Source organism: Kineothrix alysoides, from assembly GCF_000732725.1.
Lineage (GTDB): Bacteria > Bacillota > Clostridia > Lachnospirales > Lachnospiraceae > Kineothrix > Kineothrix alysoides.
The window spans coordinates 1,052,515-1,078,953 of record NZ_JPNB01000001.1; the positions used below are offsets into that span (position 1 = coordinate 1,052,515).

At 44.5% G+C, this 26,439-nt stretch carries 25 protein-coding genes and 1 other annotated feature; of the genes, 23 read left to right on the forward strand and 2 right to left on the reverse strand.

All coding sequences use genetic code 11. The features are described 5' to 3' along the window. Nucleotide 1: 1 nt before the first annotated feature. The 5 genes from CC90_RS0104990 (at nt 2) to gltA (ending at nt 6,449) form a co-directional block, all read left to right on the forward strand. Entirely contained in the window at nt 2-1,672 is a 1,671-nt protein-coding gene (locus CC90_RS0104990) for a formate--tetrahydrofolate ligase (RefSeq protein ID WP_031389717.1), read from the forward strand. Between the two features lie 44 nt (nt 1,673-1,716). Further along, entirely contained in the window at nt 1,717-2,565 is an 849-nt protein-coding gene (folD, locus tag CC90_RS0104995; RefSeq protein WP_031389718.1) for a bifunctional methylenetetrahydrofolate dehydrogenase/methenyltetrahydrofolate cyclohydrolase FolD, read from the forward strand. 14 nt (nt 2,566-2,579) lie between these two features. Next, nucleotides 2,580-4,043 carry a chitobiase/beta-hexosaminidase C-terminal domain-containing protein gene (locus tag CC90_RS0105000; RefSeq protein WP_031389719.1) on the forward strand — a complete coding sequence of 488 codons (1,464 nt, stop codon included), beginning with the start codon at nt 2,580-2,582 and terminating at the stop codon, nt 4,041-4,043. Between the two features lie 81 nt (nt 4,044-4,124). Continuing rightward, complete coding sequence (locus tag CC90_RS0105005) at nt 4,125-5,012, forward strand: sulfide/dihydroorotate dehydrogenase-like FAD/NAD-binding protein (protein WP_031389720.1); 888 nt, start codon at nt 4,125-4,127, stop codon at nt 5,010-5,012. Nucleotides 5,013-5,060: 48 nt separating this feature from the next. Continuing rightward, a complete protein-coding gene (gene gltA / locus CC90_RS0105010; protein WP_035315171.1) occupies nt 5,061-6,449 on the forward strand; it encodes an NADPH-dependent glutamate synthase in 1,389 nt (462 codons plus the stop codon). Nucleotides 6,450-6,542: 93 nt separating this feature from the next. Here the strand turns inward: gltA and CC90_RS0105015 are convergent, their stop codons facing one another. Together CC90_RS0105015 and CC90_RS25265 are read right to left on the reverse strand one after the other, a co-directional pair. Continuing rightward, entirely contained in the window at nt 6,543-7,682 is a 1,140-nt protein-coding gene (locus tag CC90_RS0105015) for a sodium ion-translocating decarboxylase subunit beta (RefSeq protein WP_408606091.1), read from the reverse strand. A gap of 51 nt (nt 7,683-7,733) precedes the next feature. Continuing rightward, nucleotides 7,734-7,886 (reverse strand): OadG family protein, encoded by a 153-nt coding sequence (locus CC90_RS25265; RefSeq protein WP_081905872.1) that lies wholly within the window; start codon nt 7,884-7,886, stop codon nt 7,734-7,736. 44 nt (nt 7,887-7,930) lie between these two features. Further along, nucleotides 7,931-7,983, reverse strand: a sequence feature (sodium ion sensor (DUF1646 type); this cis-regulatory element may regulate processes involved in with the transportation of sodium ions). Between the two features lie 345 nt (nt 7,984-8,328). On the opposite strand from CC90_RS25265, the gene CC90_RS24815 reads away from it, so the two are divergent. From CC90_RS24815 to CC90_RS0105110, 18 genes are all read left to right on the forward strand, one after another. Beyond that, the gene (locus CC90_RS24815; protein WP_031389723.1) at nt 8,329-9,000 is read left to right on the forward strand and encodes a collagen-like protein; all 672 of its coding nucleotides are present in this window, start codon (nt 8,329-8,331) and stop codon (nt 8,998-9,000) included. A gap of 230 nt (nt 9,001-9,230) precedes the next feature. Next, complete coding sequence (locus CC90_RS0105030; RefSeq protein WP_031389724.1) at nt 9,231-9,641, forward strand: hypothetical protein; 411 nt, start codon at nt 9,231-9,233, stop codon at nt 9,639-9,641. A 957-nt stretch (nt 9,642-10,598) separates the two neighbouring features. Next, nucleotides 10,599-11,162 carry a 5S rRNA E-loop-binding protein gene (locus CC90_RS0105035; protein WP_031389725.1) on the forward strand — a complete coding sequence of 188 codons (564 nt, stop codon included), beginning with the start codon at nt 10,599-10,601 and terminating at the stop codon, nt 11,160-11,162. 340 nt (nt 11,163-11,502) lie between these two features. After that, nucleotides 11,503-11,805, forward strand: coding sequence for a Dabb family protein (locus CC90_RS0105040; RefSeq protein WP_031389726.1), 303 nt, complete (start codon nt 11,503-11,505; stop codon nt 11,803-11,805). Between the two features lie 12 nt (nt 11,806-11,817). Continuing rightward, nucleotides 11,818-12,885, forward strand: coding sequence for an MORN repeat-containing protein (locus CC90_RS0105045; protein ID WP_031389727.1), 1,068 nt, complete (start codon nt 11,818-11,820; stop codon nt 12,883-12,885). A gap of 36 nt (nt 12,886-12,921) precedes the next feature. Beyond that, nucleotides 12,922-13,749, forward strand: coding sequence for a hypothetical protein (locus tag CC90_RS0105050; protein ID WP_031389728.1), 828 nt, complete (start codon nt 12,922-12,924; stop codon nt 13,747-13,749). Between the two features lie 14 nt (nt 13,750-13,763). Beyond that, nucleotides 13,764-14,243 carry a 23S rRNA (pseudouridine(1915)-N(3))-methyltransferase RlmH gene (rlmH, locus tag CC90_RS0105055; protein ID WP_031389729.1) on the forward strand — a complete coding sequence of 160 codons (480 nt, stop codon included), beginning with the start codon at nt 13,764-13,766 and terminating at the stop codon, nt 14,241-14,243. Between the two features lie 39 nt (nt 14,244-14,282). Further along, complete coding sequence (locus CC90_RS0105060) at nt 14,283-15,587, forward strand: pyrimidine-nucleoside phosphorylase (protein WP_031389730.1); 1,305 nt, start codon at nt 14,283-14,285, stop codon at nt 15,585-15,587. A 56-nt stretch (nt 15,588-15,643) separates the two neighbouring features. Next, the gene (locus CC90_RS0105065; RefSeq protein ID WP_035315448.1) at nt 15,644-15,916 is read left to right on the forward strand and encodes a YabP/YqfC family sporulation protein; all 273 of its coding nucleotides are present in this window, start codon (nt 15,644-15,646) and stop codon (nt 15,914-15,916) included. A 51-nt stretch (nt 15,917-15,967) separates the two neighbouring features. Then, nucleotides 15,968-17,233 carry a sporulation protein YqfD gene (locus CC90_RS0105070; RefSeq protein ID WP_081905873.1) on the forward strand — a complete coding sequence of 422 codons (1,266 nt, stop codon included), beginning with the start codon at nt 15,968-15,970 and terminating at the stop codon, nt 17,231-17,233. Between the two features lie 24 nt (nt 17,234-17,257). Continuing rightward, a complete protein-coding gene (locus CC90_RS0105075) occupies nt 17,258-18,289 on the forward strand; it encodes a PhoH family protein (RefSeq protein WP_031389733.1) in 1,032 nt (343 codons plus the stop codon). Next, a complete protein-coding gene (locus tag CC90_RS0105080; RefSeq protein ID WP_031389734.1) occupies nt 18,276-19,463 on the forward strand; it encodes a hypothetical protein in 1,188 nt (395 codons plus the stop codon). The genes CC90_RS0105075 and CC90_RS0105080 overlap by 14 nt, the downstream gene beginning before the upstream one ends. Continuing rightward, the gene (gene ybeY, locus CC90_RS0105085) at nt 19,447-19,947 is read left to right on the forward strand and encodes an rRNA maturation RNase YbeY (RefSeq protein ID WP_031389735.1); all 501 of its coding nucleotides are present in this window, start codon (nt 19,447-19,449) and stop codon (nt 19,945-19,947) included. Before CC90_RS0105080 ends, ybeY begins: the two co-directional genes overlap by 17 nt. Before the next feature lie 57 nt (nt 19,948-20,004). Continuing rightward, nucleotides 20,005-21,699 (forward strand): oligosaccharide flippase family protein, encoded by a 1,695-nt coding sequence (locus CC90_RS0105090; protein WP_031389736.1) that lies wholly within the window; start codon nt 20,005-20,007, stop codon nt 21,697-21,699. A 211-nt stretch (nt 21,700-21,910) separates the two neighbouring features. Then, nucleotides 21,911-22,543, forward strand: a complete 633-nt coding sequence (locus tag CC90_RS22100) for a hypothetical protein (RefSeq protein WP_035315174.1) — start codon at nt 21,911-21,913, stop codon at nt 22,541-22,543. Nucleotides 22,544-22,754: 211 nt separating this feature from the next. Continuing rightward, nucleotides 22,755-23,402 (forward strand): sporulation membrane protein YtaF, encoded by a 648-nt coding sequence (gene ytaF / locus CC90_RS0105100; protein WP_051869290.1) that lies wholly within the window; start codon nt 22,755-22,757, stop codon nt 23,400-23,402. A gap of 148 nt (nt 23,403-23,550) precedes the next feature. Next, entirely contained in the window at nt 23,551-24,795 is a 1,245-nt protein-coding gene (locus tag CC90_RS0105105; RefSeq protein WP_031389739.1) for a BaiN/RdsA family NAD(P)/FAD-dependent oxidoreductase, read from the forward strand. Then, on the forward strand, nt 24,782-26,413 hold the full coding sequence (locus CC90_RS0105110) for an NAD(P)/FAD-dependent oxidoreductase (RefSeq protein WP_031389740.1): 1,632 nt from the start codon (nt 24,782-24,784) through the stop codon (nt 26,411-26,413). The genes CC90_RS0105105 and CC90_RS0105110 overlap by 14 nt, the downstream gene beginning before the upstream one ends. The last annotated feature ends 26 nt before the right edge of the window (nt 26,414-26,439 follow it).

A 26,439-nucleotide genomic window follows, 5' to 3' on the forward strand; every position in this document is an offset into this window, starting at 1 on the left:
GATGAAAACTGATATTCAAATAGCACAGGAGGCCGTTATGAAGCCTATCGCCGAGGTGGCGGCAGGATTGCATATCGATGCGGAGGAATTGGAGCTATACGGAAAATATAAAGCGAAGATTTCCGACGAATACTTGGAAAAGATAAAGGTGAATCCGGACGGGAAGCTCATATTGGTAACGGCAATCAATCCTACGCCTGCAGGCGAGGGGAAGACGACTACCAGCGTAGGATTAGGTCAGGCCTTCGGAAAGCTGGGTGAAAAGGCGATCATCGCCCTCAGGGAGCCGTCTTTGGGTCCCTGCTTCGGAGTAAAAGGAGGTGCCGCAGGCGGCGGTTATGCACAGGTCGTTCCTATGGAGGATTTAAACCTGCACTTTACGGGAGATTTCCATGCCATAACTTCTGCTAACAACCTTTTGGCAGCGATGCTGGATAATCATATTCAGCAGGGGAACGAGCTGGGCATCGACACGAGACAAGTGGTCTGGAAAAGATGTCTGGACATGAATGACAGAGTTCTTAGGAATATAGTAGTGGGTCTTGGAAACAAAGCGGATGGAACGGTGAGAGAAGATCATTTCGTTATTACGGTAGCTTCAGAAATCATGGCGGTACTCTGCCTTGCGTCCGATATGGAGGATTTGAAGGCGAGACTTGGGAGAATGGTGGTTGCCTATAACTTTTCGGGAGAGCCGGTAACGGCGGGGGCTTTGCAAGCCACGGGAGCGATGGCAGCTTTGCTTAAGGATGCATTAAAGCCCAATCTCATTCAGACGTTAGAGCATACGCCTGCGCTGATTCATGGAGGTCCCTTTGCCAATATCGCCCACGGTTGCAATTCGGTAAAGGCAACGAGAGCAGCTCTTAAGATGGCGGATTATGTCATCACGGAAGCGGGTTTCGGCGCGGATTTAGGAGCTGAGAAGTTTTTCGACATAAAGTGCCGGATGGCGGGGTTAAAGCCGGATGCGGTCGTGCTTGTTGCGACGGTCCGTGCGCTCAAATACAACGGCGGAGTTGCCAAGGTGAATCTGAGCGGAGAGAATCTGGCCGCCTTGGAAAAAGGCATCGTTAATTTGGAAAAGCATATTGAGAATTTGCAAAAATACGGAGTGCCCGTAGTGGTGACATTGAATTCCTTTATTACGGATACTCAGGCGGAGACTTCTTATGTGAAGAGGTTTTGCGAAGAGCGGAACTGCGAATTTGCCATTTCCGAAGTATGGGAAAAGGGCGGAGAAGGCGGCATTGCTCTTGCAAAAAAGGTAATAGAGACACTGTGTACGAAGGAAAGTCATTTTAAGGTGCTGTATGAGGACGAGTTGCCCCTTGCAGGGAAAATCGAAGCTGTAGCGAAAGAGATTTACGGTGCGAAGGACGTAAGCTATTCTCCGGCAGCGCTAAAACAGTTGGAAAAGCTGGAACAGCTAGGCTTCGGAATGCTTCCGGTATGTATGGCGAAGACCCAGTATTCCTTATCGGACGACCCGGTTCTTCTTGGCAGGCCGGAAGGTTTCACTCTCAATGTGCGTGAGGCTTATGTATCGGCAGGAGCCGGTTTTGTGGTAGTTCTTACCGGAGCGGTAATGACTATGCCGGGACTTCCGGCGTCTCCTGCAGCTTGTCGCATTGATGTAACAGAGGATGGAATGATTACCGGATTGTTCTAAATTAAGCGTTTGGAATTTGGGAAAAAAGAAAGGCAAAGATGCATATGACACAGATAATCGATGGAAAAGCAATTTCGGCACAGATAAAGGATGAATTAAAAACAAAAGTAGCGGCGATGAAGGCGGAAGGAACACAGGTAACTCTGGCAGTAATTCAGGTGGGCGATGACCCTGCCTCCAGTGTCTATGTAGGAAATAAGAAAAAAGCCTGCGAATACATAGGGATCAAATCTCTGGCTTACGAATTGCCGGAGGAGACCCCGGAAAAGGAACTTCTTTCCCTTATAGAAGAGCTGAACAAAAAAGTGGATGTAAACGGCATTCTCGTACAGCTTCCATTGCCGGAGCATATCGATGAGGATAAGGTGATTGCGACCATCAGCCCTGAAAAGGATGTGGACGGCTTTCATCCTCAGAGTGTGGGCGCTTTATGTATCGGACAGCCCGGCTTTGTGTCCTGTACACCGGCGGGAATCATTCAGCTTCTCAAACGCTCGGGAATCGAAATCTCAGGAAAGGAATGCGTGGTAATCGGAAGAAGCAATATTGTGGGGAAGCCCATGGCGCTTTTGATGCTTCGAGAAAATGCTACGGTAACGGTAGCTCATTCCAGAACGAAAGATTTAAAAGAGGTGGCTAAGCGCGCCGATATCTTAATCGTAGCGATTGGAAAGCCGAAGATGATAACGAAGGAATATGTAAAAGAAGGAGCCGTAGTAATCGACGTAGGCATCCACCGCGATGAAAACAAGAAACTGTGCGGGGATGTGGACTATGAAGATGTTGCGGCAGTTTGCAGCTGGGTTACGCCTGTTCCGGGAGGAGTGGGACCTATGACGATCGCAATGCTGATGAATAACTGTGTGGAGTCTGTGGGACTAGAGGCGAGGTAGAAAGGTATTTGCTTATGAAATGTCCAAAATGCGGATATGAGCTGGCAGAGGGTTATTTGTATTGCGATAATTGCGGAGAAGAAATCAGGATTGTTCCGGATTTTGAACCCGAAATTGAGCAAGAAATGAATGAGACTTTATCCACGCTTTTTGTCGAACTGGCAAAAGAAGAAATGCCCAATATACCAACGGATGAGGATGAGATAACGGAAAGCGAAAAGAAAGCGTTGTTAGGCGAACCACAAAATAAGCCGGGACGCGGACGAAAGATAGGTGTTTTACTGACAGCAGTCATTATCGCTCTGATATTGTGTGCCGCAGGATATTCCTTGTATCGTAATTATTCGGTTCCTTATCAGTTGGCAAAGGCGAAGGAATATGCAGCGCAGGGAAAATATACGCAGGCAATCGGATATCTGGAGAAGGTACACGATTTGGAGGCGGATAATGTGGATGTCATGTTTTTGATGGCAGATTACTACTATATTCAGGAAAAATATGATTTTGCGGTATATACGCTGCAGCAGATCATAGAAGCAGCGGATGTATACAAGGAAGTGGACTTGGAAGACGCTTATGACAAGATCATATCCATTTACAAAACGCAGGAGAATTATCAGGCAATTAACGAATTGTTGCTTTCCTGCCCCGATGAAAATATCGTCAACACGTTTCAGCGATACATTGCTAAGCCGCCGGAATTCAGTTATGTGGAGGGGAATTATGAGGAGGTCATTCCGCTTAAGTTAAGCGCGAACACCTCCGGGAAGATTTATTATACCTTAGACGGCAGCGAGCCGGATGCAGATAGCGACGTATATACGGCCCCGATTTTTCTGGAGACCGGAAATTATACGGTAAAGGCTTATTTTGTCAACGATTACGGAATTAAGAGCGATGTGGTGGATAACACCTATCGGATTGATTTAGTGGAGCCTGCGGCACCGGAGGTTTCGGTTTACAGCGGGGATTATTATGAGCCTTATATGATTGAAGTGAGCGCAGCCGAGGACTGCCGCATCTATTACACTACGGACAGCACAGACCCTACGGAGGACAGCCTGTTGTATACGTCGGCAATTCCTATGCCCCTTGGCAAATCAGTATATAAGTTCATTGCGCTAAGTCCGGAAGGAGTGGCAAGTGATGTTATTATGCGCACGTATAAGCTGACGTTGAATACGGAAATATCCACCGATATTGCAATTATGAATGTGGTGCACGCGCTGATGCGTGCGGACGTGCTCTTGGATGAGCAGGGAAGCCTGCGCGGAATGAGCGGACATAACGCATACAAGTTCAGTGCGGTATCGAGAATTGACGGCGGAGACTATTATGTTATTTGTGAATATTACGAAGATGCTCCGGGAATGCAGACGAAAACCGACAGAATCTACGGAGTGAATATTCAGGACGGAAGTGTTTTCCGTATTACCTATGATGACACTGGGAAAATTATACTAATACCTTTGGAATAAAAAAGTTGCACTTTGTGAGTTTTTCCAGTATCATTAATAAGATGGCTTTCATACAGTAAAGTGCTATACAGGAGGGATAAGATGTACAAGATTTTAGAAGCAAGAGAGCTGACGACCAATATTTATCTCATGGAAGTTGAGGCGAGACGTGTTGCGAAAAGATGTCAGCCGGGACAATTTGTTATTGTCAGAATGGATGCAGAAGGGGAAAGAATACCGCTTACGATTTGCGATTACAACAGAGAAAAAGGAACAGTCACCATTGTTTTCCAGACTGTGGGAGCAGGCACTAAAAAAATGGGAGAATTGAAAGCTGGCGACAGTCTTCATGATTTTGTGGGGCCGTTAGGATGTCCCTCCGAGCTCGTTGACGAGCCGGTAGAGGAGTTGAAGGAAAAGAGCATATTGTTCGTTGCCGGGGGCGTGGGAACTGCGCCGGTTTATCCTCAGGTGAAATGGCTGCAGAAACGCGGAGTGAATGCAGATGTCATTGTGGGCGCAAAGACGAAGGATTTGATTATTTTAGAAGAAGAGATGGAAGCGGTTGCCGGAAATCTCTACATAACGACGGACGATGGATCTTACGGAAGAAGCGGCATGGTTACGCAGACGATCAAAGATCTGGTGGAGGAAGGAAAACATTACGACGTATGTATTGCAATCGGGCCGATGATCATGATGAAGTTCGTGTGCAAGATGACGGAGGAATTAGGCATTCCTACGGTTGTGAGTTTGAACCCTATTATGGTGGATGGCACGGGAATGTGCGGTGCATGCCGTGTGACGGTAGGCGGAGAAGTGAAGTTCGCCTGCGTGGATGGACCGGAATTCGACGGACATAAGGTGGATTTCGATCAGGCGATGAAGCGCCAGCAGCTATACCAGACGATGGAGGGCAGAGCTCTGCTGAAGGAGCAGGAGGGAACTACTCATCACGGCGGATGCGGTAACTGTACCGACAACAATTAGCAGCAGGCACGTAAGTAGGATTGCGAATAGAGAAATGGAACGGAGGATATTATGGACGTATTGAAGAAGGTTCCTGTCCGTGAACAGGATGCAAAGGTGCGCGCGACCAACTTTGAGGAAGTGTGCTTTGGATATAACGAGGAAGAAGCGAGAGAAGAAGCGGAGAGATGCATTAACTGCAAGAATGCGAGATGTATCGTAGGATGCCCCGTATCGATTAATATTCCCGCTTTTATTGAGAAAGTAAAGGAAGGGGATGTGGAAGCAGCATACCACATCATCAATGAGTCGTCGTCTCTTCCGGCTGTATGCGGCCGCGTATGTCCGCAGGAGAGCCAGTGTGAAGGCGTATGTATCAGAGGAATTAAGGGTGAGCCCGTATCCATCGGTAAGCTGGAGCGTTTTGTTGCGGACTGGGCTTGTGAAAAAGACGTAAAGCCGGAAGGTGCAAAGGAGAAGAATGGCAAAAGGGTAGCAGTTGTCGGTTCAGGTCCGGCAGGACTTACCTGCGCGGGAGACTTGGCGAAGTTAGGCTATGACGTAACTATCTTCGAGGCGTTGCATGAGGCGGGCGGCGTGCTCGTATACGGAATTCCTGAATTCCGTCTGCCTAAGGAAAAGGTAGTAGCGAAGGAAATCGAGAACGTAAGATCTCTCGGCGTAAAAATTGAGACTAATGTAGTGGTAGGAAAAGCTGTTACCATAGACGAGCTTATGGATGAAGAGGGATTCGATGCAGTATTTATCGGTTCCGGTGCAGGCCTTCCCAAGTTCATGGGTATTCCGGGTGAGCAGGCTAACGGAGTATTCTCCGCGAACGAATATCTGACGAGAAGCAATTTGATGAAAGCGTTCCAGGAGGGCTCTACCACACCTATTATGAAGGGTAATAAGGTTGCAGTCGTAGGCGGCGGAAACGTGGCCATGGATGCAGCGAGAACGGCGCTCAGACTGGGAGCCGAGGTACATGTAGTATACAGAAGAAGCGAAGAGGAGCTTCCTGCCAGAGTGGAGGAAGTACATCACGCGAAAGAGGAAGGAATCATTTTCGACCTTCTGACCAATCCCGTAGAAATCCTTACCAATGAAAAGGGTTGGGTAAGCGGCATTAAATGTGTGAAGATGGAGCTGGGTGCGCCTGACGAGTCCGGCAGAAGAAGGCCGGTTGTGAAACCCGATTCTGAATTTGTTATTGAGGTGGACACGGTAATCATGTCCCTTGGAACCTCTCCCAATCCTCTTATTTCCTCCACAACAGAAGGTTTGGAGACGAACAAGTGGAAATGTATCATTGCGGATGAGAATTCCGGCAAGACTACAAAGGAAGGCGTGTACGCAGGCGGAGATGCTGTAACCGGAGCCGCTACCGTTATTCTGGCGATGGGAGCGGGCAAGGCAGCAGCAAAAGGAATTGATGAATATTTAACAAATAAATAACTGCATGTAAGATTAGATACAATAGTGCAGTAAGGTATAAAAAGTTCCCCGGACAGTAAAGAGTGCTGTCTGGGGATTTTTATCGTACCGGCATTAGCCAAACAGGGAAAGTAAAATACCGGCAGCCACCGCTGACCCAATTACTCCGGAAACATTAGGGCCGATTGCATGCATCAGAAGGAAATTGCCGGGATTGGCTTTTTGTCCTTCTATCTGGGAAATGCGAGCAGCCATTGGAACTGCCGAAACACCCGCTGACCCAATCAGTGGATTGATCTTACCCTTCGTTAGTAAGCACATGAGCTTGCCGATCAGAAGGCCTCCCACGGTACTGAATACAAAGGCGATTAAGCCAAGTGCGATGATTCCCAAAGTTCCTGCTTTTAAAAACTCGCTGCCCGTGGCAGTTGCTCCTACAGTAAGGCCTAGAAAAATAGTCACAATATTGATTAATGTATTTTGAGCCGTATCGGAAAGCCTGTCTACCACCCCGGACTCTTTAAAGAGATTTCCCAGCATGAGCATGCCTATGAGCGGAGCAACCGAGGGTAATAGCAGAATGCAAAGAACGGATACTAAAATAGGAAAACATACTTTTTCCAGTTTAGATACTTTTCTAAGCTGTTCCATTTTGATAACGCGCTCCTTTTCTGTAGTAAGAAGCCTCATAAGAGGAGGTTGGATAATAGGAATCAATGCCATGTAGGAATAGGCCGCAACAGCAATGGGGGCCAAGAGATGAGGCGCTAATCTTGTCGTAAGATAAATTGCAGTAGGTCCGTCCGCACCTCCGATAATGCCGATAGATGCAGCTTCTGCAGGAGTAAATCCCAGAAGCCCCGCAGTTACGAAAGCGATTGCAATGCCGAACTGTGCGCCTGCGCCCATAAGCATACTGCTCGGTCTGGCAATCAATGGACCAAAATCTGTCATTGCCCCTATTCCTAAAAAAATTAAAGACGGATAGATTCCCATTTTGACTCCCTGATATAAATAGTAAAGAAGTCCCGCAGTTTCTCCGGTCCCGGAGCCATCGCTCATAAGTCCGGTCAAAGGCAGATTGGCTAACATCATCCCGAATGCGATGGGAAGCAGCAGAAGCGGCTCAAATTTTTTGGCAATGGCAAGATAGATTAATACAAATGATATGAGCAGCATAACGACTGACTGCCAAGTGAGCGACATAAAGCCGGAATTGTTCCATAAATTAATAAGTGAATCTGTAAACATAATCTCCTCCTAAATTAAAATTGATAGTGGTGTTTTACTAAGGGGAAGCGTTCTTCACCTTTCTGAAGTATTTACACTGTGTGTGGAGTTCTCAATTTTTCTGACAATAAAAGAAAACAACCATATCATGCCCCATAGTGCGAAAAGTACAGCAAATACAAGCACCATGCAGAATAATGCAGTCAATACACTTTGAATAAAAGACATAAATTCACCTCCTTGACATAATAAAAAGGCAGAGAGCTATAGAAAGCTCTCCACCCAATAAGCTTGAAATCTTGAACAGTTTATTTAACTGCCAACCGGATTCTACTCTTTATATTTTTTGACCAAATTGATGTTAACATAGGCGGTAGGAACTGTCAACTCTTTTAGCTATCTTTTATGGTACCGGTCTTTTATCTATTTTATGTACCTGCTGGAATAATATTCTGTAAAACAGGTATCATTCCTATACATAAATCCTTATAAAGATCTCAATAGACTATTAAAAAATGGGGGCTCTGATTTATACAGAAATGTATTTTATCATATAGAAATTACCTGGATAATTTTGGTGATATTCACTATTGTAATAAACGAACACATGTTCTATATTGCTGCTACCACATGTGAGAAACTATTAATCAATTATTCAGGAGGAAAAATCATGGAAACTTTCAGCAGCGTATATGCTCCCTTCATTGGAGCAAACGGAAATTGGTATGTTAATAATGAAGATACTGGCGTAAAAGCTCAGGGACCGAAAGGTCCCCAGGGATCCGTGGGAGTAAGTGGCGCACAGGGATTAATTGGCCCTACCGGCGAAACTGGAGACAGAGGCCCGCAGGGTATTCAGGGACCAGTAGGCGCAACTGGTGCGCAGGGACCCAAAGGAGATAAGGGAGATAAAGGCGATACCGGTGCGCAGGGATCTAAAGGTGAAACGCCGGAACTTGTAGCAAATTTGCAGGAAACCGTTAAAGGGAAAGCTCTCGATGCAACAATGGGAAAGGCATTAGATAGTAAAATATCTGATATCGATTCAAAATTAGTCTATTCCATTACCGAATATGATCCCACATATATAACAATTTCTCAAAATACTATTGTTAAAAACGGACTCAAGGAGCATATGTTCCAATGCGTTATTGACACTCCGATTTTGGTACCTGATGGTACCAAGCTTTTTTCGGTTGATGCGTCTCTTTCTGGATTTTTGCAGATAACTCAACCACACACTGGCAAGGTGTTTCCGGTAAGAGTCACAGCCGGAATTGCCAAAGCCTGGGGAAGAATAGAGGCTGGAAACTATTGCTTATTAACGGGGGTATTGGTTTAAATAATAATTAGTAATTATCTTTAAATAGAACCAAAGAGCCGGTAGGGAGCAATCTTTACCGGCTCTTAATGTAAGACAAATATAAATGAAATTTTATTTAAAGGCTCTGGTTTGTGATTTATGTCATGATTCAGAGCCTTTTTATTGGAATAAATCTATATACTTATTATATTAAAATTGATATAATTAAAAAATAGTAATAGGAGGGTTTTCGGGGAAAGGAGACTTAAATGAAAACATATAAAAGTGCTAATGAAATTGCGGAAGCTACAAAAAGGCGAGAATCTTGTTTTATTGTAGAGGGAGATGTTGCAAACAAATTAATTAGAATTAAAGCAACTGGTCCAGTAGCATGGGTTCTTTGTGCAGGCTCTCTTACAATTGCGATAGGATTAATTATTTCAACACCTGCCGCAACCGTTGCTACGGCTCCGGCAGGAGGTGTAGGAGGTGTAATATCATTTACTGGAGCGGGCGGTGCAGCGGCAGTGGCGGCTACAAGTGGTTTAGGAACTGCAACGATTGCCGCTATTAGTTTAGGTGTTGCTGGCGGTGGTGTGGGTGTTCTTACTGCAATAAGGGATAAATATAAAGTAGAAAAAATTGGTAAAGACAAAATTAAGATGACACTTAAAAATTAACGGTTTTGGCATTATCCCAATTATGTACATATTAAACTTCATAATTAGTAATATCAGCAAATGCACGGAAGATTTCCGTGCATTGAGTTTTTAAAATATCTGATATTTTGTATAAGATGTGCAGTAATTACAGTAAGTGTGTAGTGAAATGACAAGGGATTGCGAGGAGCATCAGATTCTTTACAATAGTGATTTAATATTTACTACACCATTCAGTCCGGTAATTGCTAAGTAAATCAAAATTTAAAATCCTACGATGCCCGCGAAAATACTATGCCAATATCGGAATCTGCTATGGATAACTTAAAAACAGTGGGAGATTATACGGTTTATTTAACGTCTGTCAATTCAGACAGCATTTTTGTTTCTGGCGCTTTACTCCATTTAACAGTGCGGGCGGTAAAATATACTAATGGTAATCTTGGATATGTACAGCGAGTAGTTACTGTATACGGAGGAACGCATAACATAGTTAGGACCAATTACTTAAACACCTGGTCGGCTTGGCGGTAACTAATTAGTTATAATAATTTTATAAGATAGAGGCAGGGAGCTAAAGAGCCGGATAGAGAATAATCTTTACCGGCTCTTAATTTAAAGAAGGCAAGAACGCCAAATAGTTAAAAGTATTATAAGGCATCCTTTTTGCAGTATAATATGTAAAAAGCTTTATATAGATGCGGATAATAAGGAAAAAAGATGAAGTATGTGTAAATGAGCAGAATGAAATTGTTTGACACTGCAGAATTTATCTGAAGGCTGTACACAGAAAATCATGAACATCTTTTATACGAAAATCTTATAGATTTGCTTTTTTCTTAAAGACATGTTATACTGATAAAAATCAAATATAAAAGAACCGTCTTTGAGAAGGGCTTTTGGTATTACGCTTATTGCGTACTATGAAAAGCTCTTTTTTTATAAGACACCAATTTTTTTTCAACAGGAGGAGTTAAAATGAATACTATTTTGGCGCAGAAGCGCGACCAGGCAGCAAAGGCTAAACAACTAAGACGTTCGGGAATTGTACCGTGCGTCATCTGTGGCGCAAGTTTGAAGGAATCGCTCTCCGTCCAGATTGATCAGAGTACGGCCAGACAACTCCAGCGAACCAAGCGCAACGGAAGTAAGGTAAATATTCAGGTAGACGGAAAAACCTATCCGACACTAATTAAGGATTTGGAATATAACGGTATGAATAATGAAATTCTCCATATTAGCTTCCAAGTGTTGGATGCCCGAAAAAAGTTCAACAGCGTTGCTGATATTGTGCTTTTAAACAAGGAAAAAGTGGCCGGAATTTTGGAGCAGATGCAGATGCAGATTCCTCACGCCGCCGAGCCGGAATATCTGCTCGATACCGTTACAGTTAATCTTGAAAATATGCCGATTGGGACAACACTTACAATCGGTGATATCCCGGAATTTCAAAGTGATAAAATCGAACTACAGGCCGATGCGGGTAGTATTGTTCTTCGCATCAGCGATAAAAAACGTGTCGAGGAGAAGACGGAGCAATAATTTTTTTCGGCGGAATGTAGATGGATAATGTTCATTGAGAGAGAAAAAATGATGGACGCAGCATATTAAGTTAATATTATCTTGAATAACCACTAACCTATAAATGGCTAGTGGTTATTTTATATAAATTCTGACTAAACGGTAATAAATATGATATGGTATAGATTTATTCCGGAAGTTATACAACACATACAAAAATCCTCAAATCCGGATAAATACTTATAAGATTCTTAATAAACTATTAAACATTTATTGCTTTTCATTCATTATTACTGTGGTATAATTGCATTGTAGTATTAGGAAATAAAAACCAAAAGTAAATGGAGGCTAAGACGATAAAATGGTACATCATATTGTATTTTGGAATTTGAATGAAGAATTATCCGAGAAGGAAAGAAAAGAGGCGGCAAAAACTGTTAAAAAACAGTTAGAGGGTGTAAAATCTGAGGTGTCGGGCGTTCTTTCCCTGGAAGTGGTAATCGATGAGCTGCCTTCCAGTAATAGGGATATAGCGTTGTTTTCTGCTTTTGAATCGGTGGAGGCCTTGAATGCTTACCAGAATCATCCGGCGCATGCGAAGGCGGCTTCTTATGTGGGAAGCGTTACATACAATAGATCATGTTTTGATTATGAAGAGAGATAAGAGAGGTTAATTGTGAAAGATAGCAGCAATAAAGCGAAGTTAATAACAATAGGAATTGCCGCAGTGCTCATCGTTATCATCTGCGGCATCAGCCTTCTTGTACACGAGATCGACAGACAGGAAAGGTTGGACACAAGCAGTAAACTACAGACGGATATTATGGAATATGCAAACAGCACGCAGGATAAGAATGCGCAGGATATCGGTGGTTCTGAGGTGAAGGAGACGCAGAAGGAAAACGTTACGGGCAACGAAGACGTGTCCGAGGAGCCGGCTGTAGTGGTAGAAGAGGACAAGAATCTCCCGAAGGAAAGTATTATAGACGAGGAGCAGACTGCCGGCGGAGAGGGTGAGAAGACGACCGCAAAGTGGCAGAAGGAGGTCTCCGAGAATTTATCCACGGTAGAAATTGATATGTCCAGACAGATGTCCGAAATGAAGGGATATTGGGAGGACGGAAATATGAAGGCCGTTGAGGACTTGGCCTATCTCCCCAGATACAGAGCCGCATCACAGAAGCTTACCGGTTCCGTCAAGTACTATTATTTCGGAGATACGGATGAAAATAACCGTCCAAACGGCAAAGGGCTTGCATTATATGCGGATAATCAGTATTATTATGGTGAGTGGAAAAACGGCGTCAGAAGTGGGAGTGGCATGTGGATCAAATATTATGTGTACGACCAGAATGTGAAAGCGAAGGACAGTTTGTATTTGCAGCATAGTTATTCGGGAAACTGGGGCAACGACCTGCCCAATGGAGACGGTGCTGAGCATTACGATTTCATCAAGGAAAACATGGAGGTGAACGTGGGCTACAACTCGAATTTTATCGGCAATTTTAAGGATGGTCTTTATGACGGGGAAATTTATATCACCAATTATTATAAAGACAATAATACCAAAGAGTGGAGCGGTACGGCGAAGAACGGCGTATGGCAGTCCTTGGGGCAGAAAGATAAGAAAGGGCAGTATCCGGTAATCGTTGAATTGACAAATAAAGACAATTATCAATGGATGACCGAAAAGGAGAACGTGAATCAAGGGGTAAACGGATTGATATCCGCGGCGAAGCAATAATTTGCCGGATAAAAAAAGAGTGCAGGAGGGGTAACAATGCCTTGGTGTCCGAAATGTAAAAACGAATATAGAGAAGGCGTAACGGTATGCGCCGATTGTGGGGTAGAACTTAACGAGACGTTAGAAGGAAGTGTGGACGAGCCTCTCACTTTTGGTGAGCAGGAACAGATGGAGAGGCTGAAAGAATTTCTGCATTTCAATCAGATAAAGTCTGCATATACCTCCTTTGATCTGAAGGACGAGGTGTACGAGCTGTTCGTAAGCCGCGAGGAGCGGCGTAAAGCGGCGCTCGCAGTGGATGTATTTTTTAAAGAGGAAAAAGAGAAAGCGGAAGACGGAGCGTCTTCCGTGGACAGCGACGCGGTGCCGCTTTCCATGACCGGTCCGGGTAAAGGCGCTTACCAAAATAGTGCAAAAAAGGCGGAGGAGAACCGTTCCTCCGCGTATTTGCTGTTGATTATAGGAAGCATTGGGCTGATAGCTATTATTTTGATTTTTGCGGGGATTATTCCGGTATCTATCAATATCATGAACCGGTATATGATTTGCGGCGTGATGGGTGTTTTATTTGTGCTGTTTGTGGTTATGGGAGTCGTATCCATGAAGTCTTCGAAGATATTGGCTCAGAAGGCAGAATCGGAGAACAACCTGACCAGCGAAATTACGAAATGGTGCTCGGATAATCTGACTGCGGAAAGTGTGGATGCAGGACTTTTTGAGGACGTGGAGGAGGAAAGTGAGGAAAGCCGATATTTCAAACGCGTGGAGAAGATGAAGAAGCAGATTTCCCATCAGTTCATGAACTTGGACGAAGGTTTTTTGGATTCCTTTACCGACGATTATTATCAGAATATTTTCGAATAGGATTCCGATGATTTATGAAAATAACGATTATAGCAGTAGGGAAAGTAAAAGAGAAATATTACCGGGATGCGTTCAGTGAATATGCGAAACGGCTTGGCAAATACTGTCGTTTTGAAGTGATAGAGGTAGAGGACGAGAAGACGCCGGACAAGGCGGGCGAAGCCATGGAAGAGCAGATTAAAGAGAAGGAAGCCGAACGCATTATGAAATACATAAAGGATGATGCATATGTCATTACTTTGGAGATTCATGGGAACAAATTGGACTCGGAGGCCTTTGCAGATAAGCTGAATAGGCTTGCTGTCTATGGAAAAAGTCATATACAATTTGTTATCGGCGGCTCTCTCGGACTGCATAAGAAGGTATCCGGCCGCGCGGATGAGAAGCTCAGCTTTTCGAATATGACTTTTCCTCATCAGCTTATGCGCGTGATATTGGCGGAGCAGATATATAGGGCTTATCGCATTATATGCGGGGAGCCCTACCATAAATAGAAATTTTATCTGGTACGAAAAAGGAGAAGTTGGAAAGTTATGAGAATGTATGATTTGATCATGAAGAAAAGAAACGGTGGAAAGCTGGCCAAAGAGGAGATCGAATATATGGTGAGCGGTTTTACCGGCGGACAGATTCCCGATTATCAGATGTCCGCAATGATGATGGCGATTTACTTTATGGGCATGGATAAAGAAGAAACTTTGCACCTTACGATGGCAATGGCCAACAGCGGTGATATGCTGGACTTGTCACAAATCGATGGAATCAAGGTGGACAAGCACAGCACGGGAGGTGTTGGAGATAAGACCTCTCTTGCTTTAACTCCCATGGTTGCAGCCTGCGGCATAAGGGTGGCGAAAATGAGCGGACGGGGGTTGGGACATACCGGAGGAACTATCGACAAGCTGGAGAGCTTTGAAGGGTTTTCCACGGGTATTTCAGAGCGTCAGTTTATCGATAACGTAAATAAAATAGGCATCGCTATTATGGGGCAGACTGCGGATTTGGCGCCTGCGGATAAAAAACTGTACGGTCTTCGGGATGTAACGGCTACGGTGGACAACATGTCCTTGATTGCCAGCTCCATTATGAGCAAAAAGCTGGCCTCCGGCGCGGATGCTATCGTACTGGATGTGAAGACGGGAAGCGGCGCATTTATGAAGGAGGAGGAGGATGCCTTCTCTTTGGCGAAGGAAATGGTAGAACTCGGTAAGAATGCGGGCAGAAAGGCGGTAGCGGTAGTATCCGATATGGACCAGCCGCTTGGATATGCGGTAGGAAATTCCCTGGAGGTAAAGGAGGCAATCGATACACTGAAAGGAAACGGCCCAGCCGATTTTCTGGAGCTGTGCCTGACGCTTGGCTCTTATATGGTAGAGCTTGGCGGTCTTGCGGCGGATGAAAAGGAAGCGAGAAAGATGCTTGAGCAGACGATTGCAGACGGTTCGGCTTTGAAGAAGCTTGCGCAGTTTATCGAGGCGCAGGGCGGAGATTCGAAAGCGGTATACGATACTGATTTGCTTCCCAAGGCAGAATTTATAGAGGAAATTGCCTCTCCCAAAGAAGGATATATTGAAAAAATAGTATGCGATGAAATCGGCATTTGTTCTCTTCTCTTAGGTGGTGGCAGAGAGACAAAGGAAAGTGATATCGATTTGTCGGTAGGACTTGTGCTTGAGAAAAAAGTAGGGGATTATGTGAAAGCGGGCGAGCCTCTTGCAATTATTCATGGAAATAACAAGGATAAAATGAAAGCGGCGAAGGAACGTTTTATAGGCGCTTATTCCTTCTCCGACAGTCCGGTAGAGAAGCAGCCGTTCATTAAAGGAATTATTAGATAAAGCGGAACATATATTATTCCATGATGAGAAACCATAAACAGAGCGGAAAACAAAAATTGGAAAGAAAAAAAGAAGTAATTGTGGAGTCTCTCAAGCTTCCGAAGGATTCTGTGCTCGGAGCCTCCATAGTAACGATAACGGGGAACACGGATGCCTTTGTGGAAAACTACAGAGGCATCTTGGAGTATTCCGAGGAATTGATTTTATTGCAGGGCAAGACTTGCCAGATCAGCATTATAGGCAAGAGGATGTCCATCGATTATTATACCAACGAAGATATGAAGATAAGCGGATATATCGAGTGTATCCGTTACCATAATTCCTACTGATGATGGAGCCGTACTGCGGCAATATAAAAGAATGAGGGAGTTATCGCGCATATGCTTCAGTTGATACAATATTTAAAAGGATATGTCTGTATTAAGGTATGGGGATATTCCCCGGAGCGGTTCATGAATTTGTGCAGCAATCACGATATATTTCTATGGAATATCGTAAACCATGGAGAGTATTACACGATGTGCATTACCGTAAGCGGATTTCGCATGTTGAAATCTATCGTTAAAAAAACGGGAACGAGGGTAGCCATACAAAAGCGTTGTGGACTACCTTTTTTTGTGCCGAAAATGAAGAAAAGAAAGATATTCTTATTTGGACTTTTGGGGAGCATTGCTTTTTGGATATGGATGTCTACCTTCATTTGGGCGGTGGATCTGAACGGGAATCATACTATTACCGACGATGTATTCTTTGATTTCCTGAAAGTGAATAACGTATACGTAGGCATGAAGCGTAAAAATGTAGATATAGAAGAGCTGGAGAAGAAAATCAGGCAGGACTTCGGCATCGTCACGTGGACATCTGCTAAAATAGAGGGCACGAGGCTGGAGATACAGATAAAAGAAAATGACGTGGATATGAAAGTGAAAAATGAGGAGGCGGACAATAATCAGTTCGGTTCGGATTTGGTGGCGGAGAACGATGGTGTCATCGTCAGCATGGTGACGAGAAAGGGAATTCCCAAGGTGGCGGTGCAAGCCGAAATTAAAGCCGGAGATATTCTTGTTTCCGGCAGTGTGCCGGTATATAACGAGGACGCTACCATTAAGAAATATCAGTATTATAATGCAGATGCAGATATTTTTATTCAAAGAACGCTGGAGGAGAAAGAGGAGCTTCCGCTTACTTATGATCAGAAAAATTATACAGGTGAAGTCAAAAAGGAATATTTTCTTTCCGTACTTACAAAGGATATGGTATTTCGAATAGGAAAGGTGAAATATGTAAAATATGATAAGGTAACGGATAAAAAACAGGTAAAGTTGCTGGAAAATTTTTATCTGCCCCTCTATTACGGAAGCAGCATAAATCGAGAGTATGAAATAGAAAAGAATATTTATGAAAAAGAAGAGATAAAAAGTATATTTTCTGAAAAATTAGAGAAATTTATAGGAAGTTTAGAGGAAAAAGGGGTTCAAATAATCGAAAAAAATGTTACAATAAGTAAGAAAAACAAAAAGTGGCAGATGGATATGAACTTTCAGGTTGTAGAGAAGACGGGAAAGAGCGTTCCTATCGTGCCGGAAGCGGCCCCGCCGCAGGATGAAACGTCCGGAGGCGAGACGTTAAATGAGGTTTCAGAATAGGTAGGAAGAGCAGAGGACTTGTGCATGGAACATTATGAGAGCCGGATGGAAGTACCGGCGGAGCATATGCGTAATATATTCGGAAATTATGATAATTATATTAAGAAGATAGAAAATGATTTTCATGTAACGATTATAGACAGAGACGGAATCGTAAAGGTTTCCGGCGGTGAGAGAGACGTAAGGAAAGCGGAGAGTATCGTAAAGCAGCTAATAGAATTATCGAAGAGAGGAAATATAATCCAAGAGCAGAATGTGGATTATGCGATAACGATGGGAATGGAAGACAAAGAAGATGTACTGATAGAAATGGATAACGACTGCATATGCCACACGGTGAGCGGAAAGCCTATCAAACCGAAGACTCTTGGGCAGAAGCAATATGTGGATGCTATCCGCAATAATATGATTGTATTCGGTCTTGGCCCTGCCGGAACGGGTAAGACCTATCTGGCTATGGCTATGGCGATTACAGCCTTTAAGAACGAAGAGGTGAGCCGTATCATATTGACCCGTCCGGCTATAGAGGCGGGCGAGAAGCTGGGCTTTCTTCCGGGAGATTTGCAGAGTAAGGTGGATCCTTATTTAAGGCCCCTTTATGATGCTCTGTACCAGATCATGGGAGCGGAGAGCTTTGCGAAGAATATGGAAAAGGGGCTGATAGAGGTGGCACCTCTCGCTTACATGAGAGGACGAACATTGGACAACGCCTATATTATTTTGGACGAGGCGCAGAATACTACGCCGGCCCAGATGAAGATGTTCATGACGAGAATCGGTTTTGGCTCCAAGGTAATCGTAACGGGAGATGCTTCTCAGAAGGACTTAGCACCGGGAGATAAATCAGGACTCGACGTGGCGGTAAAGGTGCTTTCCAAAATAAATGACATCGCTTTCTGCAACTTAACGAGCAAGGACGTGGTAAGACATCCTCTGGTACAGAAGATTGTAAAGGCATATGAGGATTTCGAAAGGGTAGCGGAGCGAAGTAAGGCAAAAGACGGCGGCATGCGTGAGAAACGGGGAAATAGGAACAGCGGGTATGGAAGAAAATAAAAAATCAAAGGGGTTTGTTCTTATATTCTTTTTAGTAGGAATCGTAACGGCAGCGGCCGGATATCTTTACGGTAAAGAATATTTAGAGGTGGTCCGCAACGTGATTTTATCGCTGCTGGGGATGGGAACTATTTTATATTTACTGGAATACGAAGGGCAGTCGAAGGGGCTTGACTATGATAATGCAGAGCATAAGGAACGCTTCTTTTTGATATTTTTCATATCCTTGCTTTGTGCCGTGGTGTTTCCTTTTATTCCGGCAGCAGGCTGGCCCTATCTGGCGATTTTTATCGTGCTTTCCCTATTCAGCAATTCCCTCGTTGGACTCGTAGCAGGGGCGCTGCTTTTAATGATTACTCTCATGTATGGAAACGGAACGGGAATCGCCGACTTCTTTATCTATTTTATTGTGGGAGCGGCAGGGATCATTCTTTTCAGACAGTTAGATGAGACTTACAAAGTAGGGGCGCGAGTGTTTTTGTCTCTGCTTACCTTGTTTGTGGCGCTGAGTGCAGGTTATGTGCTTTTGGTAAACGAGATTTTTTCTGTGCAGTTGTTTTTGATACCGGTCATAAACTTTTTCATGAACCTGCTTCTCATTATGGTAATCTTAAAATATTTCAGTTTTGCTGTAATACATAAATACAGAGAGCGGTATATGGATTTGAATGATCAGGAGTTTCCCTTGCTCGTTTCTTTGAAGGAGAAGAACATGGGGGAGTATTTTCACGCGGTACATACGGCGTATCTGTGCGATCAGGCGGCGAAGCAGCTGGGGCTGGATGAAGTTCTTTTGAAGGCGGGAGGATATTATCATCGCATCGGAGTGCTGAAAGGGGAAAATACATGGGAAAATATAGAAGATGTCAGCAAAGAATATAAGTTTCCTCCGAAGCTCGTAAGGCTGCTTCGGGAATATAACCATAAAGAGGAAGTATTTGTATCTAAGGAAGCCGTGGTACTGAAGCTTTCGGATACAGTAATTTCGGTGGTGGAGAGCATGTTTAGGAAGGATGCTAACGTTATTCTCAACTATCCGCTTTTGATGGATGCCATATTCCGAAAGAAGATAGAAAGCGGTGTGCTGGATGAAAGCGAAATTACCATGCAGGAAATAAGCAGGATAAAAAAGGTGTTTTTGGAGGAAAAATTATATTATGACTTCTTACGTTGAAAATGAGACGGATGTGATCTTTGCTTTCCCGGTGGAAGAGACGGTGAATCGGGTAATGGAAGCGGTATTAGACAGCGAGGGGTGTCCCTATGAGGCTTCCGTAAGTGTGCTTCTTACCGATGACGAAGGGATTCGCATGTTTAATAAGGAATATAGGGATATGGACAAGGCCACAGACGTGCTCTCTTTTCCGAACGTGTCTTATGAGGAGCCGTCTATGTTCGAGGGGCTGGAGGATGTGGCGGCGGACTGCTTCGACCCGGACAGCGGTGAGCTGGTCCTGGGGGATATTATTATCTCTGTGGACAAGGTAAGGTCGCAGGCGGAAAGCTATGGTCACAGTGAACTTCGGGAGTTTGCTTTTTTGGTTGCACACAGCATGTTCCATCTGTGCGGATATGACCATATGGAGGAAGAAGAGGCTGCCGTTATGGAAGAGAAGCAGAAGACGATACTGGATATTCTTAACATTACGAGAGACTAAAAACGAGAGACTAGAAAACCGGATTTATGAAAGAAAAAAGATAAGGGAACGGCGGATATGAAATATTTACCGAAACGGAAAAGCGGCGAAAGAAAAAGCGGCGAAAGAAAAAATGGAGAGATGAAAAGCAAAGAGCGGAAGAAAAGGCAGGAGTGGATAACGACGATAGGGTTGGTTTCCTACTTGATTGGATTGCTCATGCGTATACCGCTCGGCCGTATAATAGGAGATAAGGGAGTCGGTTTTTTTGCAGCCGGAATGGAGATATTTATTATAAGCATCATAATATTGTCTTACGGCTTGTCGAAATCGGTGGCTATCTTAATTAAGTACAGGGTCAAAAGAGAAATGTATAAGAGCGCAAGAAGGGTGTTTCGAAGTGCTTTGTTCCTGGCGGTCATATCCGGTGCGGTGGCGGCCTGCGGAATCTTCTTTTTTTCCGAAGGAATCGCACAGGTGGCCGTGCTTGAGGATATGAGTTATTTGGCGATTGCGGCTGCAGCGCCTGCCGTATTCCTGTCAGCGGTCATGGGCGTACTGAAGGGATATTTCCAAGGAATAGGCACGATGATGCCTACCATACATTCCAAGCTGCTTGAGAAGGTTATTATGTTCGCTTCCAGTCTGATTTTGGGAGCTGTACTTTATACCTATGGACTTAAGGTAGCTGCGTTGCTTAAAAGTGAGGAATATGCATCGGCCTACGGGGCGTTTGGAGCTTCTCTGGGAATTGGGATAGCCTGCTTGTTCGCTGCGCTGCATCTGCTCTTTATCTATGCGATTTATGCGGGCAGCTTTAAACAGCAGATAGGAAAGGATGGAGGAAAATACGCAGAATCGGGAGCAGAGGTATTGATTATGCTCATTACGACCTCTCTGCCTTATACCATATGCGCACTGCTTTATAGCATGAACTATCTTGTGGATCAAAGGCTGTTTAACTATGCAATGAACGTAAAAGGACAAGGTTCTCTCAGGGTCCTGAACTGGGGCATATACTATGGTAAATACAGCGTAGTGATAGGAAGCGCCGCAATATTATGTACGCTTTCGGTAATCGGGGCGATTCCGAGAATTGCCCAGCTTTTTGACAGGCAGGATTACCGGGCAGTACAGGAGGAAATGGGAAAAAGCATTCATCAGCTGGCGGTGATATCCATTCCTTGCGCCGTTCTTATAGCGGTGCTGGCGGAGCCTATCGCAGAGCTCCTTTTTACGGGAGAGACGAAGACGGCGATCAGGCTGATTCAGGCGGGAACTGCGGTAGTCGTTTTGTTTTCCTTCACTTACTTTCTGGCCGGAATATTACAGCGTATACGAAAGATTCAAATCGTCATTTTGGGAGGACTTGCTGCGTTTATTTTGCATTTGGCAGTAACTATATTGCTGCTTGGAAATACAGGGCTGGGAATAACAGCGGTGGTATGCGGCAATATCGTATTTTACTTAACCGCATGCGGCGTGTGCTTCTTCGGTGTGATAAGGTATATGAAATATTCGCAGGAATGGATTCGTACTTTTGCAATAACGCTCATTGCAGCAGGTATCTCAGGACTTATCGGAATGCTGCTTAACAAAGCGCTGCTGTCCTTCGCGGGAGCTGCAGTTACACTGATTATTTGTGCAGTGGCCTGCTTCGTCGCCTATAATGTCCTGCTTATTGTGCTAAGAGGCGTGCGTCAGGAAGAACTTAGCGGGATGCCCGGAGGAAAGCTGATAGTAACTATAGCGGTAAGGCTGCATTTGATGTGATGAATTGTTACTGTTCACACAGTAGCTTAACACTTGCTGTTAAGCTGCGTAAGAACGTGATGCAAGAGATGATTTCTGCTTCGCAAAGCGAATTTAAATGCAGAAATCATGCGTTACTGAGAACGGAGTGAACAGTAACAATGAATTGAGCGGGATAAAGGAATAAGATTTAAAATTTTGGCTGATACTGTTTACAAAGGAGAAGTGTGAAATGAAATTTGTAAAACGTATCAGTCTTTTTTTTATCATACCCATGGGAATGTTTACCTTCGGGTTTTATTCGCATATGAAATTGGAAGAGACTTTTTATCCTAAGAAATTCGAGGCAGAACTGGTAAAGCAAAAAAGTATTGAGGTTCAGGAGCAGCCGCAGGTGATACCTACCGCAGTGGAAGAGGAACAGATTATATGTGCTGATACTCAGTATGTCATAGAAGAGGTAGATTTAAAAAAGGATACTTCTGTGGAAACGAAATGGAAGGTGCCGGAGAAATACATCGGGATGGACAGAGATCGTTTTGTGAAAGAAATGGAGCTATACCAGCAGTCCCCTTCTCTAACGGATCAGGAACTGGGTTTTGTGAGCGTGGAAGTGGTCTCCTTTTCCAAGGCGAGGGTGGTTATCCGTAAAAATTATATATACAAGGAAGTGAGCACCAGTTTTTATCTGGTAAATGAGAAAAATTTCGTGGTAGTTTACTGCGACGATTTGCGTACGGTTTACATGAATACCAACATTTCACTGGATTCCCTGCCGGATGATTTGAAGCAGGAAATCATAAAGAAGAGATACGTAGCCACGGAGGAGGAGCTGTATAATTTCCTTGAGTCCTATTCCAGTTGAAAATAAAACAGATAATTTATAACCGGTAATTTGCGGTGTAAGATCTATGGAGCATAGATTTTACGCCGTTTATATATTATATTATTCTTTAAAAGAGGCGGAAACCCTTTCACGGATATAATAGGAACTGATTATGGGTATATACATAAGATATATGAGGCTTAAAATCATCTATATGAAATGATAATCAATCAATTAAAGGTGGGTTTGTATGCTGAATATAACTTTTGAAATAATTGCTGAACTGATGGTGCTGCTTATGGCACTGTCTATTGATGCCTTTATAGCCAGCTTCGCTTATGGAGTATCGGCAATCAAGATACCTTGGAGTTCCATATTGATTTTGGCAGGGGTGTCCAGCCTTGTTCTGGCCTTGTCCGCGTCACTCGGACTTTTATTAAAGAACTTTATTCCGGATGAATACATAAAGCTGCTGTGCTTTATCCTGCTGTTAATTCCCGGAATTATAAAACTATTTGACAGCTTTATAAAGTCGTTGATACGACGCAAGAACGGAGTAAACAGCCAGCTCAATTTCAAGCTCTTGAATCTTCATTTTATGTTAAGGGTATATGCGGATCCGGATGTCGCGGATGTAGACAGCTCAAAAATTCTGACTGCAAAAGAAGCCGTTTCTTTGTCGTTGGCATTGTCCCTGGATAGTCTGGCGGTAGGAATCGGTGCATCAATGGCAACTTTTAATTTTTGGCTTGCGATTCCTGTTTCTTTCCTGTTCGGTATATTTGCAGTAACCGTTGGAAGCTGTCTTGGAAATAAAACGCAGGCAGTAGTGAAAACTGATTTGAGTTGGATCAGCGGTGTAATGCTAATTGGGCTTGCAATAATGAAGCTATTTTAATTACCGTGATATTTCTGATACTTTACAATAAGTTGCCAGGACGAAAGGAATCCGGGCAACTTTGGCCCCAACCGGAAATGAGATTGTTAAGCTCAGAAAATTGATGTATAATAGGAATACGGAAAAATGACCTAAGAGGTATGATAAGGTGAAGAAGATAGCGATAATCGGAGGAGGAGCTTCCGGGATGATGGCTGCCATAACGGCGGCGCAGTGCGGAGCTCAGGTGACGATTTTTGAAAAGAATGAGCGGATAGGTAAGAAAATACTTGCTACGGGAAATGGGAAATGCAATTATTCCAATAGGGATTTTTGTATAGAGTATTATTACGGAACGTACCGTGACATGCTGCCACAGCTTTTTGAGCAGTTCTCCGTTACGGATGCGGTCTCATTTTTTCAAGAGGCGGGGATGCTTAGCAAAGAAAGGAACGGCTATTTGTATCCGCTGTCAGAGCAAGCTTCCACGGTATTGGACATCCTCAGGCTTAAGCTTAAACGGCTGGGCGTCAGGACGGAAGTTTCCACAGAGGTAAAAAGCCTGCAAAGAAGCGGCAAAGATGGAATGTTCGTCATAGAGACGGAAGGAAAAACGGAAAAGTTCCATTCGGCAGTTCTGGCTTGCGGGGGCTGTGCGGCTCCAAAGACAGGTTCGGACGGAAGCGGTTATCGCTTGGCGGCAGGGATGGGGCATCATCTGATAAATACAGTGCCGGCATTGGTACAGCTTAAGTGCAAGGAGGATTTGTTTAAGATGGTGGCGGGAGTCCGGTGCGACGCTTCATTGAAGCTGGATTCTGAGACCTCTCCCATTCAGGAGGAGAGAGGCGAAGTGCAGTTTACAGACTATGGAATCTCAGGTATTCCGGTTTTCCAGTTAAGCCGGACTGCGGCATATATGCTGAAGGAGAAAAAGGAAGTTCCCGTTTATATAGACTTCTTTCCCGATTGCAAAGATGAGGAATATGAAGAGCTCTGCCGGATGAGGATTGATGATAGCGAAGGAAAGAGTGCGGAAGAGTTTCTGCTCGGCATGGCAAATAAAAAGATAAATATGGCGATGCTTAAACTTAAGGGAATAAAGCCGTCGGAGGAGTCTGACCGGATAGGGAAAGAGGCATTGAGGGAGCTGATCTATTCCTATAGAAGGCTGTGTGTACATGTGATAAGCACCAACTCTTTTGAGAACGCGCAAGTAAGTGCAGGAGGGGTGGATATGCGGGAAATTACACCGCAAATGGAATCCGCCTTCGTCCCAGGGCTGTACTTTGCCGGTGAGCTTCTGGATGTGGATGGAAGGTGCGGAGGCTATAACCTGCAATGGGCATGGACCAGCGGATATATCGCGGGTAAAAATGCAGCGGACAAGGGGTATAAAGATGATTCGTATTAACCAATTAAAGCTCTCCCCCGGACACACGGAAGGTGAGCTTAGGGATAAAATAAAAAGGACATTGAGGCTGCCCGAAGGAGAGAGCTTTCATTATGAAATTGTAAGGCAATCTATCGATGCGCGGAAAAAGCCGGACATCTATTACAGTTATACGGTAGATGTAGGACTGCAAGGGGAGCAGGCGGCAGTTAAGAGGAGTAGGAGCAAGCAGGTAAGTATTATAGTTCCGGTTCAGTACCGATTCCCGCGGTGCGGGCAGAGGAAGCTGCAGCATCGCCCCATCGTTATAGGAACAGGCCCGGCAGGATTGTTCTGCGGCTGTATGCTGGCCCGGCACGGATATAGTCCGATTTTGCTGGAGCGAGGCAAGGATGTGGACTCCCGAAAAGAAGAGGTGGATAGATTTTGGGAAGGCGGCAGCCTGAATCCGGAATGCAATGTGCAGTTCGGAGAAGGAGGCGCAGGAACCTTTTCGGATGGAAAACTGAATACCTTGGTAAAGGACAAGGAAGGCCTGAATAAGGAGGTTCTTTCTATTTTTGTGGAAGCAGGTGCGCAGGAATCGATTCTGTATGACGGAAAGCCTCATATCGGAACAGATATTCTGATGAATGTGGTCAAAAATATGCGCAAGGAGATTATAGATAATGGCGGAGAGGTGCGGTTCGATACGAAGGTATCGGATATTGTCGTGCGGGATGATGGTATCCGTGCGGTCATTGCAGAGTGTGAAGGGGAAGTCCTGAAGTTGGAGGCGGAGGTTGTAGTGTTTGCCATAGGCCACAGTGCCAGAGATACCTTCGATATGTTGTATAGAAGGCAGGTTCCTATGGAGGCGAAGTCCTTCGCGGTAGGAATGAGGGTGGAGCATCCTCAGAAAATGATTGATGTTTCCCAGTACGGGGAAGGGGAGCATAAGCTGCCTCCCGCATCTTATAAGCTGACAGCGCAGACAGAGGAAGGAAGAGGCGTGTATTCCTTCTGTATGTGTCCCGGAGGATATGTGGTAAATGCCGCCTCGGAAGAGGGACGGCTGGCGGTAAACGGAATGAGCTACAGTGAAAGAAACGGCAAAAATGCCAACAGTGCGATTATCGTCTCTGTTACTCCGAAGGATTATGGAAGCGAACATCCTCTGGCTGGGATAGCCTTTCAGCGAGGGTTGGAGGAAAGGGCCTTTGTATCAGGACAGGGGAAGATTCCTGTAGAGTATTACGGTAATTTCAAGGCCCATACGAAGAAGGAAGAAAAGCCTTCTGCAATTGGCGGCGGATATTTGCCTCAAATAAAAGGTCAGTGGAAATTTGCTGACGTACACGACATTATGCCGGAGTCATTAAACCGGGCGTTTGTGGAGGGGATGGAGCAATTTGAGCGTGTCATTCCCGGCTATGCGCAGGATAGCGTACTGCTGTCAGGCATCGAGAGCCGTACTTCTTCTCCGGTGCGGATTATCAGGGGAGGAAATGGACAATCGATGATAAACGGTCTTTATCCGTGCGGAGAAGGCGCCGGCTATGCAGGCGGTATCATGTCGGCGGCCATGGACGGAATAAAGATTGCAGAGCACATCGCAAGGGAATATATGCCCATTGAAGAAGAAAAGAAATATGAATAATTTAAGGATAGACGGAGGAAATAAAG